Genomic DNA, 15,789 nt, shown 5'->3' with positions numbered 1-15,789 from the left:
CCAAGTTGAAACCTTTCACGACGCAGTGGAGGCGGTTTCCCCGCCGACCACGCCCCGTCGTCGAGGAGCCCTCATGACCCACCGGTCCGACAAGGGTCCGGCCCCCGTTCTCGCTCTGAAGGGCGTCTCCAAGTCCTTCGGCGCCGTACGCGCCCTGCGGGACGTGTCCCTGGAACTGTTCCCGGGCGAGGTGCACGCACTCGCCGGAGAGAACGGCGCGGGCAAGTCGACCCTCATCAAGAGCCTCGCCGGGGTGCACCGACCGGACTCCGGTCAGGTGCTCCTCGACGGCGAGCCCACCGTGTTCCACGGCCCGGCCGACGCCCGCGACGCGGGCATCGCCGTGATCTACCAGGAGCCCACGCTCTTCCCCGACCTCTCGATCGCCGAGAACATCTTCATGGGCCGCCAGCCGCGGCGCGCCCTCGGCCGCATCGACCACAAGGCCACCCACGCGGCCACCCTCGCGCTGATGCAGCGGCTCGGTGTCGAACTCGACCCCGACCGCCCGGCACGCGGCCTGTCCATCGCCGACCAGCAGATCGTCGAGATCGCCAAGGCGCTCTCCTTCGACGCCCGCGTCCTGATCATGGACGAGCCCACGGCGGCCCTCACCGGCAGCGAGGTGGCCCGGCTCTTCGGCGTCGTCCGCACCCTGCGCGAGCAGGGCTCGGCCGTCCTCTTCATCTCCCACCGCCTGGAGGAGATCTTCCAGATCTGCCAGCGCGTCACCACGCTGCGCGACGGGGCCTGGATCTCCAGCGAACCGATCGACGGCATGACCGAGGACGACCTGGTCCGCCGCATGGTCGGCCGCGACCTGGACGAGCTCTACCCGAAGCAGGAGGTCGAGCCGGGCGAGGTCGCGCTCAGCGTGCGCCGGCTGACCCGCGAGGGCGTCTTCACCGATGTCTCCTTCGACGTCCGCCGGGGCGAGATCGTCGGCCTGGCCGGCCTCGTCGGCGCCGGCCGTACGGAGGTGGCGCGCGCCGTCTTCGGCATCGACCGCTGGGACGCCGGCGAGGTCACCCTCGACGGCAGGGCCCTCACCAACGGCGCCCCCTCCACCGCGATGGCAGCCGGGCTCGCCCTGGTCCCCGAGGACCGCCGCGCCCAGGGCCTGGTGATGGACATGTCCATCGAGCGCAACATCGGCCTCACCGGACTCCGTACGACCGTGAAGGCCGGCCTCATGGACCGGGGCGCCGAGCGCAGCCGCTCCCTCGACTGGGCCGTCAAGCTCCAGGTGAAGTACGCCCGGATCGCCGACACCGTCAACACCCTGTCCGGCGGCAACCAGCAGAAGGTCGTCCTCGCCAAGTGGCTCGCCACCGGCCCGAAGGTGCTGATCGTCGACGAGCCCACCCGCGGCATCGACGTCGGCACCAAGGCCGAAGTGCACCGCCTGCTCAGCGAGTTGGCCGCCGACGGCGTGGCCGTGCTGATGATCTCCTCCGACCTGCCCGAGATCCTCGGCATGGCCGACCGCGTGCTCGTGATGCACGAGGGCCGGCTCACCGCCGAGATCCCTCGCTCCGAAGCCACCGAGGAATCCGTGATGGCCGCAGCCACCGGGAGGGCCGCCGCATGACGGTGACCACCCCTCAGAACACCCCCGTCGCCGAGGTGCCCAAGTCCAGCGGCACCCGGCTCGTGGACCGCGTCTTCAAGATGCGCGAACTCGCCATCCTGGTCGTCTTCCTGGTGATGATCGTCGTCACCCAGCTGGGCAACAGCGAGTTCCTCACCGAACAGGGCATCAAGGACCTGCTGCTCAACGCGACCATCCTGGTGCTGGTCGCCGTCGGCCAGTCACTGGTCGTCATCACCCGCAACGTCGACCTCTCGGTCGGCTCCATCCTCGGCATCAGCGCCTTCGCCGCCGGTACGTACCTCCAGGGCGGCGGCAACGCGGTCGTGGCCGTGCTCCTGGCGGTCCTGATGGGCATCGGCTTCGGCCTGCTGAACGGACTGCTCGTCAGCCTCGGCCAGGTGCCCGCCCTCGTCGTCACCCTCGGCACGCTCTACATCATCCGGGGCATCGACTCGATCTGGGTCGGCTCCCGCCAGATCACCGCGTCCGCGCTGCCCGACGGATTCATCGACTTCGGCTCCGGCGGCATCTCCGCGGTGCCGTACCTGGCACTGATCGCGGTGGCGGTCCTGGTCGCCACGGCGTACTACATGAAGCACTTCGGCAGCGGACGCGAGCTGTACGCGCTCGGCTCCAACCCGGAGGCCGCCCGCCTGGCCGGCATCCCGGTCCGCAAGCGGATCCTGCTGGCGTACACCTTCTGCGGCGCCCTCGCCGGCCTCGCCGGCGCGCTCTACCTGGCCCGCTTCGGCAACGTCGACTCCAGCACCGGCAACGGCTACGAACTCACCGTCGTCAGCGCGGTCGTGGTCGGTGGTGTCGTCTTCACCGGCGGCTCCGGCAGTGTCTACGGCGCGGCGCTCGGCGCCCTGCTGCTGACCTCCATCAACAGCGTGCTGCCCGCCCTCGGCGTCAGCTCGGTGTGGGTGCTCGCCATCAACGGCATCCTGCTCATCCTCGCCATCGCCGTGGACCGCGTGGTCGCGGTGCGCGTGGCGACCGCACTGAAGAAGAGGAACGCCCGCCATGGCTGACTCCACCCTGTCGCGTGCGATCCGCTGGGACACGGTCGTCGGCGCCCTCCTCATCGTCGTGCTCCTGCTGTCCTTCACCACCGTCGACGGCTTCGGCAACGCGCTCAACCTGTCCTTCCTGATCGGCAACACCCTGCCGATCGCGCTGGTCGCCCTGCCGATGACCCTCCTCGTGGTCTCCGGCGAGATCGACCTCTCGGTCGCCTCCACCGCCGGCCTCTCCGGCGCGGTGATGGGCGCCCTGTGGAACCAGGGCATGACCATCGAGACGATCATCCCGATCTGTCTGGCCCTCGGCGTGGTCTGCGGACTGATCAACGGACTGCTGGTCACCAAGCTCGGCCTGTCCTCCCTCGCCGTCACCATCGGTACGCTCGCCGCCTACCGGGGCATCGCGCAGATCGTCCTCGGCTCCGACGCGGTCACCGACTTCCCCACCCAGTACCTGGACTTCGCGGCGGGCCGGATCGGCGACAGCTTCGTCCCGCAGGCCTTCATCCCCTTCCTGGTCCTGCTGGTGATCGCCGTGATCGCCCTGCACGCCACCCCCTTCGGCCGCTCGGTCTTCGCGACCGGAGCGAGCGAGGAGGCCGCCCGGTTCGCCGGCATCCGGGTCAAGCGGCAGAAGCTGATCCTCTTCACGGTGACCGGCCTGATGGCCTCCCTCACCGGCATCTTCTGGGCCCTGCACTACGCCAGCGCCCGCTACGACAACGCCACCGGGCTCGAACTCTCGGTCGTCGCCGCCGTCCTGCTCGGCGGTATCGACTTCGACGGCGGCAAGGGAACGCTCGGCGGCGCGATCGCCGGCGTCTTCCTCCTCGGCACCCTGCAGAACGTCATGAGCCTCCAGGACGTCTCGGCCCAGTCGCAGATCGTCGTCACCGGCGTCCTGCTCGTCCTCTCCGTGCTCGGCCCCCGGGTCGCACGCCAGATCTCCGTCGCCAGGGCCGGCCGCAGAGCCGCCCCCGCGCCGGTCACCAAGGCGCCCACTCCAGCCCCCTGAACGGCTGGGCCCCCACCGCCGACCCGTACACCGTCACCCGTCCGCCCCTCCGTATCAAAGGACCCCTCATGCGCAAGACCACCCTTCGTCGCTCCTGTGCGGCGCTCGCCGCCGTCACCTCCTTCGCCCTCGGCGTCACCGCCTGCGGCGGCACCACGAAGAGCGACGTCAAGGACGACTCCGCCTCCGCCGCGGCCACCGGCAAGGCCGACCCCAACGCCGAACTGAAGAAGGGCCTGACCGTCGGCTTCCTGCCGAAGCAGGTCAACAACCCGTACTTCACCTCCGCCGACAAGGGCGGCGAGGCGGCCCTGAAGGAGCTGGGCTCCAGCTACAAGGAGGTCGGCCCGTCCAGCGCCACGGACACCTCCGGCCAGGTCAGTTACGTCAACACGCTCACCCAGCAGCAGGTCGACGCCATGGCCGTCTCCGCGCAGGACCCGGGCGCCCTGTGCACCGCGCTCAAGCAGGCCATGAGCAACGACATCAAGGTCGTCACCTACGACTCCGACACCAAGCCGGAGTGCCGCAACGCCTTCGTCTCGCAGGCCAGCGCCGAGGACCTCGGCCGCACCGAGGTCCAGCTGCTCGCCGAGCAGATCGACTACAAGGGCGAGATCGCGATCCTCTCGGCCGCGCAGACCGCGACCAACCAGAACACCTGGATCGAGTTCATGAAGGACGAACTCAAGGACCCCAAGTACAAGGACATCAAGCTCGTCAAGGTCGCCTACGGTGACGACGACGCCCAGAAGTCCTTCCAGCAGACCCAGGGCCTGCTCCAGGAGTACCCGAACCTGAAGGGGATCATCTCCCCGACCACGGTCGGCATCAAGGCCGCCGCCCAGTACCTGTCGGGCTCCAAGTACAAGGGCAAGGTCATGCTGACCGGCCTCGGCACCCCCAACGACATGCGCAAGTACGTCAAGAACGGCACCGTCGAGGCGTTCGAGCTGTGGGACCCGGCGAAGCTCGGCGAGCTGGCCGCCCGTACCTCGGTGGCGCTGGTCTCCGGCCAGATCACCGGCAAGGAGGGCGAGACCTTCACCGCCGGTGACATGGGCGAGTACACCATCGGCAAGGACGGCGTCATCAGCCTCGGCAAGCCCACCGTGTTCAACAAGGAGAACATCGACAAGTTCAACTTCTGATCTTCGTCGACGAGTCACAGCCACCCCCTCACCCCCCAGGAGCGGTATCTCATGCAGCGCGTCTGCTTCCTCCTCAAGGTCCGTCAGGACCGGATCGACGAGTACCGCGAGCGGCACGCCGCCGTGTGGCCGGAGATGCTCGAAGCACTCACGGCCACCGGCTGGCACAACTACTCCCTCTTCCTGCGCGACGACGGACTGCTGGTCGGCTACCTGGAGACCGAGGACTTCCAGGCCGCGCTGGCCGGCATGGAGGCCGCCGAGGTCAACGCCCGCTGGCAGAAGGAGATGGCGCCGTTCTTCGAGTCCCTCGACGGCGCCCGGCCCGACGAGGCCATGAAGCCGCTCACCGAGGTCTTCCACCTCGCCTGACACCCCCCACGCAGCAGCACCCTCCCCCCTCCCCACCTCGCTCGACAACGGAGTCCCCGAGATGAAGAGACGTACGCTGCTCGGTGCCGCGCTCGCCGGTGCCGTGGTGACCCCCGCCCTCGGCGCCGCCACCGCCCGCGCCGCCGACCCCGGACCCTCGGTCACCCAGACCGGCAACACCCTGCTCGACAGCCAGGCCATCTACTTCGTGTCCTACGACGGACTCGTCAACAACAACGCGTTCCAGAAGAACGCCCTGCTCACCTACAAGGGCTACCAGTACGCCGTCTGGTACACCGCCGACCGCAACGCCGTCGTCGGCCGCCGTGTCCTCGGCTCCGGCACCTGGTCCACCGTCAAGGTCGGCCACACGCTGCGCTACAACGACTCCCACAACGTGATCTCCATGGGCGTCTCCAAGGTCGACGGCCGCCTCCACCTCAACATGGACTCGCACAGCGACGGCTTCACCTACGTCAAGTCCGTCGCCGGCCTCATGGACAACCCGGCCGGTCTGAGCTGGACCACCAGCCGCTTCGGCGCCCCGCAGTCCACCCTGGACGGCCTCGCCCTCACCTCGCAGTTCACCTACCCGCAGTTCGTCTCGATGCCCGACGGCAAGCTCCAGCTGAGCTACCGCGCCGGCATCTCCGGCAACGGCCGCAACGCCCTCGCCGAGTACAACGGCAGCTCCTGGACCAACCTCGGCGAGTGGACGGCCTCCACCGGCACCTACACCAGCGAGCACGGCTCCTCGACGGCCCGCAACATGTACCTGCACGGCATCGACTACGACCGCAACGGGCGCCTGCACGCCATGTTCACCTGGCGCGAGCAGAACGGCGCCGTGATGTGCAACAGCGGCGGCATCACCAACCACGACACCGGCTACGTCTACTCCGACGACCTGGGCCGCACGTGGCGCAACAACGCGGGCGCCGTCGTCGGCACCACCGGCGGCTCCGACAAGGTCTCCGTCACCGACGCCGGCCTCGTCGTGGACGCGCTCAACCCGGACCACTCCCTGATGAACCAGGAGAGCCAGTGGACCGACTCCGCCGGCCGACCGCACGCCATCATCAGCTACGTCCCCGGCCGCTTCGGCCAGTGCACGACCAACTACGTCGCCAACCGCACCGCCAACGGCCGCGCCTTCCTCGTCCGCAAGAGCGCCTCCGGCCCCTGGACGAAGACCGAGATACCGGTGCCGCTCAACTCCAGCCAGCGCACCAAGCTGGTCATGGACAAGTACAACAACGCCTACGCGCTCTTCCCGTTCGGCCGGATCGCCGGAGCCACCGCGGCGTCCGGGCACACCGACTGGAAGATCCTGTTCGACGGTTCCGGGCTGAACGCCTTCGGCGAGGTCGTGTTCGACGAGAGCCGGATCGCCCAGGACAACGTCCTGTCCGTGATGTACCAGGTGAAGTCGAGCGGCACCACACCGTCGGCGCTCCGCGTGATCGACTTCGCCCTGCCCGCCTGACACCCCCTGTACGAGGGTAACGTTCCACCTCCTGACCGGGCCGTTCGTGCGGCGGCCCGACGGTAATGTGAACGTATGCCCGCCGCTCCGTACCTTCCTGGAGGTCCCCGTCCGATGTCGCAGTCGGTGGGTATCAAGGACGTCGCCGCCGCCGCCGGAGTCTCCGTCGGCACGGTCTCGAACGTCATCAACCGGCCGGACTCGGTGGCCTCCGGCACCCGCGCCCGCGTGCTGGCCGCCATCGACCGCCTCGGCTATGTCCGCAGCGAGTCGGCGCGCCAGCTGCGGGCCGGGCGGAGCCGGATCATGGGGCTGCTCGTGCTCGACATGGGCAACCCCTTCTTCGTCGACGTCGCGCGCGGTGCCGAGCGGGCCGCGCGCGACGCCGGGCTCGGCGTGATGGTCTGCAACAGCGCGCAGAGCGCCGGCGAGGAGTCCGAGTACCTCTCGCTCTTCGCCGAACAGCGGGTGCGCGGGGTGCTGCTGACCCCCGCCGACGCCACGGGACGCAACATCGAGGCGTTCCGCCGCCACGGCATCCCCTTCGTCCTCGTCGACCGGGTCGCCGAGGGCACCACCGAGTGCTCCGTCTCCGTCGACGACGTCGCGGGCGGTGCCCTCGCCGTACGTCATCTGGTGGACGCGGGCCACCGCTCCATCGCGTACGTCAGCGGACCGGCGGGGCTCAACCAGGTCCGCGACCGCCGTACGGGCGCCCTGGGCGCTCTGCAGGAGGCGGGCCTCGGCCCCGAGGCCCTGCGGGAGCTGCCCACCGAGCGCCTCGACGTGGCCGCCGGCCGGGACGCGGGCGCCCGCCTGCTCGGCCTCGCCGACCGCCCGACGGCCGTGTTCTGCGCCAACGACCTGCTCGCCCTCGGCGTGCTCCAGGCCATGTACGCGGCCGGGGTGAGCGTCCCCGGCGACCTCGCCATCGTCGGCTACGACGACATCGAGTTCGCCGCCGCGGCCGCCGTCCCCCTCACCTCCGTCCGGCAGCCCGCCGTCACCATGGGCGCCCTCGCCGCCGAACTCCTGCTGGAGGAGACCGAGGCCGACACCGCGACCGTCCCGCACGAGCACCGGCGGGTCGTCCTCCAGCCGGAACTGGTGGTGCGGCGCTCCAGCCTCTCGGCACGCTGAGCGCCCGTTCAGTAGCCGCGCACCGACCGCGGCCGGGGTACTGATCGACGGTTCAGTGGGAATTTCTTGATCCACGGGGTCGGCCGGGCGGAGAATCTGTGCTGGACTGGACCACGGCCTGGAATCCGTCCGCTCAGGGAGCCCTGTTGTCCGTCAGCTACCGGCAGCCCGGTGTCGTCCTCACCGACCGTCGCTTCGCCGTCCCCCTCGATCACGACGACCCGGCGGGGGAGCGGATCGAGCTCTACGCGCGCGAGGTCGTCGCGAGCGACAAGGCGGACGCCGAACTGCCCTGGCTGGTCTATCTGCAAGGCGGCCCCGGCTTCGGGGCGAACCGTTTCGTCGGCCGTGAGGCCTGGCTGGACCGGGCCCTGGAGGAGTACCGGGTGCTGCTCCTGGACCAGCGCGGCACCGGCGCCTCCACCCCAGCGAACCGCCAGACCCTCCCGCTGCGCGGCGGCTCCGCCGAACAGGCCGACTACCTGGCCCGCTTCCGCGCCGACTCCATCGTCCGCGACTGCGAGGCCATCCGCCCCGAGGTCACCGGCGGCGCCCCCTGGGCCGTCCTCGGCCAGAGCTTCGGCGGCTTCTGCGCGGTCACCTATCTCTCCGAGGCGCCCGAGGGCCTGAGCCGGGTCGTCATCACCGGCGGACTGCCCTCCCTCGAAGCGACCGCCGACGAGGTCTACCAGGCCGCGTTCCCGCGCATCGAACGCAAGGTCGCCGCGCACTACGCCCGCTATCCACAGGACGTCGAGCGGGCCCGGCAGATCGCCGAGCACCTGCTCCAGCACGACGTCGTCCTGCCGAACGGCTACCGCTTCACCGTCGAGGCGTTCCAGTCCCTCGGCATCCTCCTCGGCCGCGGCGACGGCAGCCACCGGCTGCACTTCCTGCTGGAGGACGCCTTCGTCCGCACGCCGCACGGCCACGCCCTCTCGGACGCCTTCCAGGAGGAGGTCCAGGGCCTGCTGTCGTACGCGGGCCACCCCCTCTACGCCCTCCTGCACGAGGCCATCTACGGCCAGGACCCGGGCCCCACGGACTGGGCGGCGGAGCGGGTGCGCGGGCGGCTCCCCCAGTTCGACGCCGCCAAGACACTGACCGGCGACGGACCGGTGCTGTTCACCGGGGAGTCCGTGCACCCCTGGATGTTCGACAACGACCCCGCCCTGCGCCCGCTGCGCGAGACCGCCGAGGACCTGGCCCGGGAGCGGGGCTGGCTGCCCCTGTACGACCCGGAGCGCCTCGCCGCCAACGAGGTCCCGGTCGCCGCAGCGATCTACCACGACGACATGTACGTCGACACCGCCCACTCCCTCGCGACGGCCCGCTCGATCCGGGGCCTGCGCACCTGGGTCACGGACGAGTTCGAGCACGACGGCGTACGCGCCGGGGGCCCGAGGGTGCTGGACCGGTTGCTGGCGCTGACGCGCGACGAGGCGTGATCACCGGCGCGGGGCCGGGACCCGGCGTTACTGTGCCGACATGACCGAGCCGCAGCAGGACCAGCTCAAGCCCCTGCCCGACGACTGGCACCGCGCCCTCGCCGTCGTGGCCCACCCGGACGACCTCGAGTACGGCTGCTCGGCGGCGGTCGCCGCGTGGACCGACGCGGGCCGTGAGGTCGCGTACGTCCTGGCGACGCGCGGCGAGGCGGGCATCGACACCCTGGAGCCCGCGCGGTGCGGCCCGCTGCGGGAGCGGGAACAGCGGGCGAGCGCCGCCGTGGTCGGTGTCTCGACGGTCGAGTTCCTCGACCACCGGGACGGCGTCGTCGAGTACGGGCCCGCCCTGCGCCGGGACATCGCGGCCGCGATCCGCCGGCACCGCCCGGAACTGCTGATCACCCTCAACCACCGCGACACCTGGGGCGGAGTCGCCTGGAACACCCCCGACCACGTCGCGGTGGGCCGTGCCACCCTGGACGCCGCCGGGGACGCCGGGAACCGCTGGATCTTTCCCGAACTCCTCGAACAGGGCCTGGAGCCCTGGGACGGCGTCCGCTGGGTCGCCGTCGCCGGCTCCTCCAGCCCCACCCACGCCGTCGACGCCGGCCCCGGTCTCGAACGCGCCGTCGCCTCCCTCCTCGAACACCGCACGTATCTGGAAGTGCTGACGAAGGAGGACCCCGAGACGTACGTGCGCGACTTCCTGACCGGCTTCGCCCGGACCACGGGGGAGCGGTTCGGCGGCAGACCGGCCGTCGCCTTCGAGGTGTTCGCCCGCTGACGGGGAGACCGACAGCGGCTCGTTAGGGTGAACCGTATGGAACAGAGATCCGGAGAAGCCCTCGATCCGCTCGCCCTCAGTGATCTGCGCGCGGACTGCGGCAGTTGCTTCGGCCTGTGCTGCGTCGCCCTGCCCTTCGCCCGCTCGGCGGACTTCGCCGTCGACAAGCCGGCGGGCAAGGCGTGCGGCAACCTCCGGGACGACTTCCGGTGCGGTGTCCACGACCGGCTGCGGACCGAAGGGTTCGGCGGCTGCACCGTCTACGACTGCTTCGGCGCGGGGCAGAAGGTCTCGCAGGGCACGTTCGGGGGTGAGAGCTGGCGGACCGGCGGCCGCGAGCACGCCCGGCTGATGTTCGACGTCTTCCCGGTCGTCCGCCAACTCCACGAACTTCTCTGGTACTTGACCGAATCGCTGACCCTGCCCGCCGCCCGCCCCGTGTACGCCGACCTCCGCCGCGCCCTCGACGAGACCGAGCGGCTGACCGGGCGGACGGCCGAGGAACTGGCGGAGCTGGACGTCGCCGCGCACCGGCAGCGCGTCAACACCCTGCTGCTGCGGGTCAGCGACCTGATGCGCGCGGGCGCCGGACGCAAGCGGAACCGGCGGGGCGCGGACCTCATCGGCGCCCGTCTCAAGGGCGCCGACCTGAGAAAGGCCGACCTCCGCGGCGCCTATCTCATCGCCGCCGATCTGACCGGCGCCGATCTGCGTGGCGCGGACCTGATAGGCGCCGACCTCCGCGACACCGACCTCACCGACGCGGACCTGACCGGTGCCTTCTTCCTGACCCAGCCCCAGCTCAACGCGGCACGCGGCACCGCCGGCACCCGGCTGCCGACGTCAGTCACCCGCCCCGGTCACTGGACGACGTGACCGCCGCTCCACGTTCAGCCGCAGCCCCTCCGGCATCAGCGTCAGCCGCTCCGCCACCCGCAGCCGGTACCCCGGTTCCTGAGTCAGCTCGTACCGGCGCAGCAGCAGGCCCAGCACCAGCGTGGCCTCGTGCAGCGCGAACTGGCGGCCGATGCAGGCCCGCGCCCCCGTGCCGAACGGCTTGAACGTGTGCGGCGCCCGCGAGCGCACCGCCGCCGCGTCGAAGCGGTCCGGGTCGAACCGGTCGGCGTCCGCGCCCCACACCTGCGGGTCCCGGTGCAGCATCGCGGTCAGCACCAGCGCCCAGGCGCCCCGCCGCATGGGATGGACCCCGCCGAGGACGGTGTCCGCACGGGCCTCCCGGGAGAAGGCGGGCGCCGTCGGCCACAGCCGCAGCGCCTCGTCCAGCACCCGGCGCACGTACCGCAGCCGGGCCACCTGCTCGTAGCCGGGCCGTACGGCGTCGCCCCACACCCGGTCCACCTCGGCGCGGGCGCGGGCCGCGAGGTCGGGGTGCCGGGCGAGGTAGTGCAGGGCGAAGGACAGGGCGCCCGAGGTGGTCTCGTGCCCGGCGACCAGGAAGGTGATGACCTGCCGTCGGACGTTCTCGGCGGACAGCCGCTCCCCGGTCTCCGGGTGCGCGGTCTCCAGCATCCGGTCGAGCAGATCGCCGTCACCACGGCCGCCCGCGTGGCTTCGACCGGACTCCTGCCGCGCCCGCACCACCGAGTCGACCGTCTCGTTCAGGAACGCCATGTCGGCCTGGTTGCGCCGGGCGGCGCCGCGCAGCAGCGGCATCAGCGGGTCGGGGACGATGTTGCGGCGCTGCGCGTGCGTCAGGGTGCCGACCATCGCGGCGACGAAGGGGTGCGGCCGGTCGCGGTCGAAGGAGCCGAAGTCATGGCCGAAGCCGGTGCGGGCGATCGTCTCCAGCGTCAGCTTGGTCATGTCGCCGGGCACGTCCACGGCGCTGCCCGCCGCCCCCGCCCGGTCCCAGTGCTCCATCAGGCGCTCGGCGACGTCGAGCATCATCGGGTGGTAGCCGGCCATGGCCTCCCGGCTGAAGCCCGGGGCGAGGACGTCGTGCGCGAGCTGCCAGTTGGGCTCGTGGTTGTACGCCGTGAAGAGTCCGTCCCCGGCCACGGGGCGCAGATTGGCGACGCCGACGCCCACGTGCTTGGCGAACCGCGACTCGTCCGCCATCTCGGCCGCGAGCGCGGCACCCCCGACGAAGACGACCTCCTTGCCGAACGCCTTCCGCCGGAAGATCGGCCCGAGCCGCCGCCCCAGGCGCACGGACTCCTGGACCGGTGTCCGCACGTTCGTGCCCAGCGCGTCGCCGATGACGGGGATCCGGTACGGCGGGTGCGGTATGCGGTGCAGCTCGGGCCAGCCCAGCTCGGCGCTGCGGAATCCCCTCACAGCCGTGGGCCCTGTCGTCGCCGTCATGACCACGTCTCCCTCGCGCGCACGCCGTGCCGAAGCCGCCGTACGGCTGTTGTACTCGGGTTCAATAGTGGGCCCAGTCTCGTCCCGCTGTTGAACTCGCGTCAAGTAAAGTGACGGCATGGCAGCCAGGCAGTCGGAGCGGCCCCGTCGCCGGCTCAGCACCGAGGAGCGGCGGGAGCAGTTGCTCGCGGTGGGGGCCCGGCTCTTCTCGGAGAGCCCGTACGACGACGTGTGGATCGAGCAGGTGGCCGAGATCGCCGGTGTCTCCCGCGGGCTGCTCTACCACTACTTCCCGAACAAGCGGGTCTTCTTCGCGGCCGTCGTGGAGCGCGAGAGCGAGCGGATGCTGCGGATCATGACCCCTGCCCCCGGTGACTCCGCGCGTGAGCGGCTGACCAACGGGCTCGACGCGTTCCTCGCGTACGTCGAGGAGCACGCCCACGGCTTCCGGGCCTTCCATCGCGCGGACGCCACCGGGGACCAGGGCGTGCGCAAGGTCTACCAGCGGGCGCTGGCCGCCCAGGAGGCCCAGATCATGGCCGCCCTCGCGTCGGACACGGAGTTCGCGGCGGCCCTCGAAGGGCGTCCGGAGATGCGGCTCGCCGTGCGCGGCTGGCTGTCGTTCACCACGGCCGTCTGCCTGGAGTGGCTGAGGGGCTCGGAGTTCTCCCGGACGCAGGTGCGGGATCTGTGCACGCGGGCCCTTTTCGGGGTGCTAGCCCCCTGAGCGTCGTCGCCACGGCGACGACAAAACCATGAACCACGGGACGGTGGTTGGCGTACGCCCCGATCTTCGGTAGGTTAGGCAAGGCTTACCTAAGGGAGGTTTGGGATGGGTGACCGTCACACCTGGACGGCCGCGCCCGCCGCGGCGGAGCGTGCCCGCTCGGTGCTCGCGGCGGCGTGGTCCTGCGCGGTGACTGCCGAGGGCGGCCGCGAGGAGTTCGTCGGCGCGCACAGCGTCACGGAGGACGGCCGGGTGATCCTGCGCGTCCCCGAGGACAGTACGCTCGTCGCCGCCGCGATCTGCGCACCGCGCGGCGAACCGTCCGCCGTGCTGGAGTTCGCCGACGTGGCGCCCGTCCCCGTGCGCAACCGCATCAGGGCCCGGCTGTGGATCGCCGGCTGGTTCGCCCCCAAGGACGGCGACCTGGAGTTCAAGGCCACCCGCATCGTGCTGCGCGAGCCGTCCGGCGCGGTCGTGGTCGACCTCGACGAGTTCGCCGCCGCCGCACCGGATCCGCTGGCCACGGCCGAGTCCCGGCTGCTGACGCACCTCGCCGACGCACACCCGGACGCCGTCGAACGCCTCACCCGGCTCGTCCCGCACGACAGCCTGCACGGCGCCGTACGCGTCCAGCCGCTCGCCGTCGACCGGCACGGCCTGACCCTGCGCATCGAGCGGGCCCGCGGCAACGGCGACGTACGCCTGACGTTCCACAAGCCCGCCGACGACATGGCGCAGCTCACCGAGCGGATGCACATCCTGCTCTCCCGGGCGAGCGCCGCGTCCTGCCCGCGCGCGCTACAGCGGCAGCGCACAGACGGCGACGGGTGACGCGAACGGCGCGCCCGCGCGCCGCAGTTCACCGCTGTCCTGATCGACCCGGAAGACACTGACCGCGCCGGACCGCTGGAGCGCGGCGAACAACAGGTCGCCGTCCGGCGAGAGGGCGATCTGGCGCGGGAAGTCCCCGCCGACCGGCACGGTGTCCAGGAGCCGCAGCCGCGCGCCGTCCGCCTCGACCGCGTAGCGCGTCAGACTGTCGTGCCCCCGATTGGCGAGATAGGCGTACGCGCCGTTCGGCGTCACGACCAGCTGCGCCGGGTAGTTGGTGCCCGACCCCGTGCCCGTGGGCTGCGGCGGGCCGGGCGAGAGGCGCCCGCGGTCGGGCTCGTAGGCACAGACCACGACCGTGTTGTCGACCTCGTTCGCGAGATAGGCGTACCGGCCCTCGGGATGGAAGGTCAGGTGCCGGGGCCCCGCACCCGGGCGGACGCTCGCCCGGGAGACCTCGGTGAGCGTGCCCCGGGACTCGTCCAGCCGGTAGGTGTAGACCGTGTCGGTGCCCAGATCGACGGCGAGGACATGACCGCCGTCGGGGCTCGTGACGATCTGGTGCGCGTGCGGCCCGTCCTGGCCGGGGCCCGGCGCCGGAGCGCGGTGCACCACCAGGTCCGTGCGCTCGCCCAGCGCGCCCGACTCCTCGACGGGGTGCACCGCGACACTGCCCGAGCCGTAGTTGGCGCTCAGCAGCCACCGCCCGCTCGGGTGGACCGACAGATGACAGGGCGCCTCGCCGCCACTGCTCCGGGTGCCGAGGACCTCGCGGTCGGAAAGCCGTACGGCGGTCACCCCGCCCTCCGGCCGCTCGTTCACCGAGTAGAGCGTCCGCCCGTCCGGGTGCACGGCGAGGTACGACGGGTCGCCCACCCCGGTGATCGTCCCCTCGCCCGTGATCCGCCCGCTCCGGAGGTCGTACGTCGCCACGCCGATCCCGGTGCCACCGCCCTCGGCCGAGGTGTAGGTGCCGAGGTAGAGCGGCTGGGGGCCGGTGCGGGCGGGGGAGGGGGACGCGGTCGCGGACTCGGTGCCCGACCCGGCGCCGGCCTCCGCCGACGGAGCCGTCGACGCGCCGGACGCGGGGGAGGACGGCGTGGACCCGGCCGTCCCGTCGGACCCCGCGCAGCCCGCCAGGGCCGCCGGGAGGGCTCCCGCCATCAGTCCCAGGGCGCGGCGCCTGCTCCAGCCGCCCCGGTCCCCAACCGCCTCGCTCGTCATTCGTGCACCTCGGGTGTCGCGTCACTCGGCCGCCACCACCTTGACGGGTCGGGGCGCCCCGGCGCAAAGGCGCCAGGCGGGCGTCGCGCGTGTGCGACACCCGCCTGGCGCCTTCGCGCGCGGGCGGTCGGGGCCGTCCGCGGGTCGCCGCCCCCGGCTACCAGTCGCCGTCCTGGACGGGCTTGCCCGGTGCGTCACCCAGCGGTTTCACCTGTCCCGGGGCGGGTGCCTGCCAGGGGTCGAGGTCGTCGCCGAGCCAGTCACCGACGGGCTTCACCGTGCCGAGAGTGTCGGCCGGGTCGAGATCGTGGGCGTCGTTGTCGTAGTACTCGAACCAGGGGAGCCCGGCCCGGGTGTAGGCCGCGCGGTCCACGGGCGACGGCGGCGGGGCCTCCCCGGTGATCCGGCGCCACTCGGGCGGCGTGACCAGGTGCACGAAGACCCGCCCGGCGGGCCGCCGCGCCCAGCTGCCGCGCGGCCAGGTGTCCCGGTAGACCTCCTGGCGCATCGACCCGCCGACCCCGAGACCCATCGCGGCGGGTGCCCGGGACGGGGCGGCGGGAGCACTGCGCGCCGGTGCCGCCCCGTACGCCGCCATGGGGGCGGCCGTCGGGTACGCGCCGCCCGGGGCCGCCGGCCCGCCACCGGGCGCGGCGGGCATCGGGGC

The 15,789-nt window shown here is 71.8% G+C and carries 15 protein-coding genes; 12 read left to right on the top strand and 3 right to left on the bottom strand.

The genetic code is table 11. The features are described 5' to 3' along the window. Nucleotides 1-73 precede the first annotated feature (73 nt). The 10 genes from HW837_RS04630 to HW837_RS04585 all read left to right on the top strand — a co-directional run bounded on the left by HW837_RS04630 (nucleotide 74) and on the right by HW837_RS04585 (nucleotide 10,891). Nucleotides 74-1,591: a sugar ABC transporter ATP-binding protein gene (locus HW837_RS04630; protein ID WP_045560022.1), complete on the top strand. Its 1,518-nt coding sequence runs from the start codon at nucleotides 74-76 to the stop codon at nucleotides 1,589-1,591. After that, on the top strand, nucleotides 1,588-2,628 hold the full coding sequence (locus tag HW837_RS04625; RefSeq protein ID WP_045560023.1) for an ABC transporter permease: 1,041 nt from the start codon (nucleotides 1,588-1,590) through the stop codon (nucleotides 2,626-2,628). The genes HW837_RS04630 and HW837_RS04625 overlap by 4 nt, the downstream gene beginning before the upstream one ends. After that, nucleotides 2,621-3,634: an ABC transporter permease gene (locus tag HW837_RS04620; protein WP_045560024.1), complete on the top strand. Its 1,014-nt coding sequence runs from the start codon at nucleotides 2,621-2,623 to the stop codon at nucleotides 3,632-3,634. Before HW837_RS04625 ends, HW837_RS04620 begins: the two co-directional genes overlap by 8 nt. Before the next feature lie 68 nt (nucleotides 3,635-3,702). Next, nucleotides 3,703-4,785: a rhamnose ABC transporter substrate-binding protein gene (gene rhaS, locus HW837_RS04615; protein ID WP_045560025.1), complete on the top strand. Its 1,083-nt coding sequence runs from the start codon at nucleotides 3,703-3,705 to the stop codon at nucleotides 4,783-4,785. Nucleotides 4,786-4,836: 51 nt separating this feature from the next. Beyond that, complete coding sequence (locus tag HW837_RS04610) at nucleotides 4,837-5,157, top strand: L-rhamnose mutarotase (protein ID WP_045560026.1); 321 nt, start codon at nucleotides 4,837-4,839, stop codon at nucleotides 5,155-5,157. Nucleotides 5,158-5,218: 61 nt separating this feature from the next. Further along, nucleotides 5,219-6,643: a BNR repeat-containing protein gene (locus HW837_RS04605; RefSeq protein ID WP_193381860.1), complete on the top strand. Its 1,425-nt coding sequence runs from the start codon at nucleotides 5,219-5,221 to the stop codon at nucleotides 6,641-6,643. 114 nt (nucleotides 6,644-6,757) lie between these two features. Continuing rightward, the gene (locus HW837_RS04600; RefSeq protein WP_045560028.1) at nucleotides 6,758-7,783 is read left to right on the top strand and encodes a LacI family DNA-binding transcriptional regulator; all 1,026 of its coding nucleotides are present in this window, start codon (nucleotides 6,758-6,760) and stop codon (nucleotides 7,781-7,783) included. A gap of 146 nt (nucleotides 7,784-7,929) precedes the next feature. Next, complete coding sequence (locus tag HW837_RS04595) at nucleotides 7,930-9,231, top strand: alpha/beta fold hydrolase (protein ID WP_193381897.1); 1,302 nt, start codon at nucleotides 7,930-7,932, stop codon at nucleotides 9,229-9,231. 40 nt (nucleotides 9,232-9,271) lie between these two features. Beyond that, complete coding sequence (locus HW837_RS04590) at nucleotides 9,272-10,015, top strand: PIG-L deacetylase family protein (protein WP_045560029.1); 744 nt, start codon at nucleotides 9,272-9,274, stop codon at nucleotides 10,013-10,015. A gap of 36 nt (nucleotides 10,016-10,051) precedes the next feature. Further along, entirely contained in the window at nucleotides 10,052-10,891 is an 840-nt protein-coding gene (locus HW837_RS04585; protein WP_045560030.1) for a pentapeptide repeat-containing protein, read from the top strand. Here the strand turns inward: HW837_RS04585 and HW837_RS04580 are convergent. Further along, nucleotides 10,859-12,340 (bottom strand): cytochrome P450, encoded by a 1,482-nt coding sequence (locus tag HW837_RS04580; RefSeq protein WP_045560031.1) that lies wholly within the window; start codon nucleotides 12,338-12,340, stop codon nucleotides 10,859-10,861. The two genes, HW837_RS04585 and HW837_RS04580, sit on opposite strands and share 33 nt — an antisense overlap. A 118-nt stretch (nucleotides 12,341-12,458) precedes the next feature. Here HW837_RS04580 and HW837_RS04575 point away from each other — a divergent pair, with 118 nt between their 5' ends. Next, nucleotides 12,459-13,067: a TetR/AcrR family transcriptional regulator gene (locus tag HW837_RS04575; protein ID WP_045560032.1), complete on the top strand. Its 609-nt coding sequence runs from the start codon at nucleotides 12,459-12,461 to the stop codon at nucleotides 13,065-13,067. Nucleotides 13,068-13,172: 105 nt separating this feature from the next. Further along, entirely contained in the window at nucleotides 13,173-13,898 is a 726-nt protein-coding gene (locus tag HW837_RS04570; RefSeq protein WP_045560033.1) for a DUF2470 domain-containing protein, read from the top strand. On the opposite strand, the gene HW837_RS04565 is transcribed toward HW837_RS04570, so the two are convergent. Together HW837_RS04565 and HW837_RS04560 are read right to left on the bottom strand one after the other, a co-directional pair. Continuing rightward, nucleotides 13,866-15,122 carry a lactonase family protein gene (locus tag HW837_RS04565; RefSeq protein WP_093790524.1) on the bottom strand — a complete coding sequence of 419 codons (1,257 nt, stop codon included), beginning with the start codon at nucleotides 15,120-15,122 and terminating at the stop codon, nucleotides 13,866-13,868. The two genes, HW837_RS04570 and HW837_RS04565, sit on opposite strands and share 33 nt — an antisense overlap. Before the next feature lie 157 nt (nucleotides 15,123-15,279). Beyond that, on the bottom strand, nucleotides 15,280-15,789 hold a 510-nt coding region (locus HW837_RS04560; RefSeq protein WP_237270007.1), incomplete at its 5' end, for a GyrI-like domain-containing protein.

Source organism: Streptomyces caniscabiei, assembly GCF_014930365.1.
Lineage (GTDB): Bacteria > Actinomycetota > Actinomycetes > Streptomycetales > Streptomycetaceae > Streptomyces > Streptomyces caniscabiei.
This window is presented reverse-complemented; position numbering and strand designations above follow the sequence as displayed.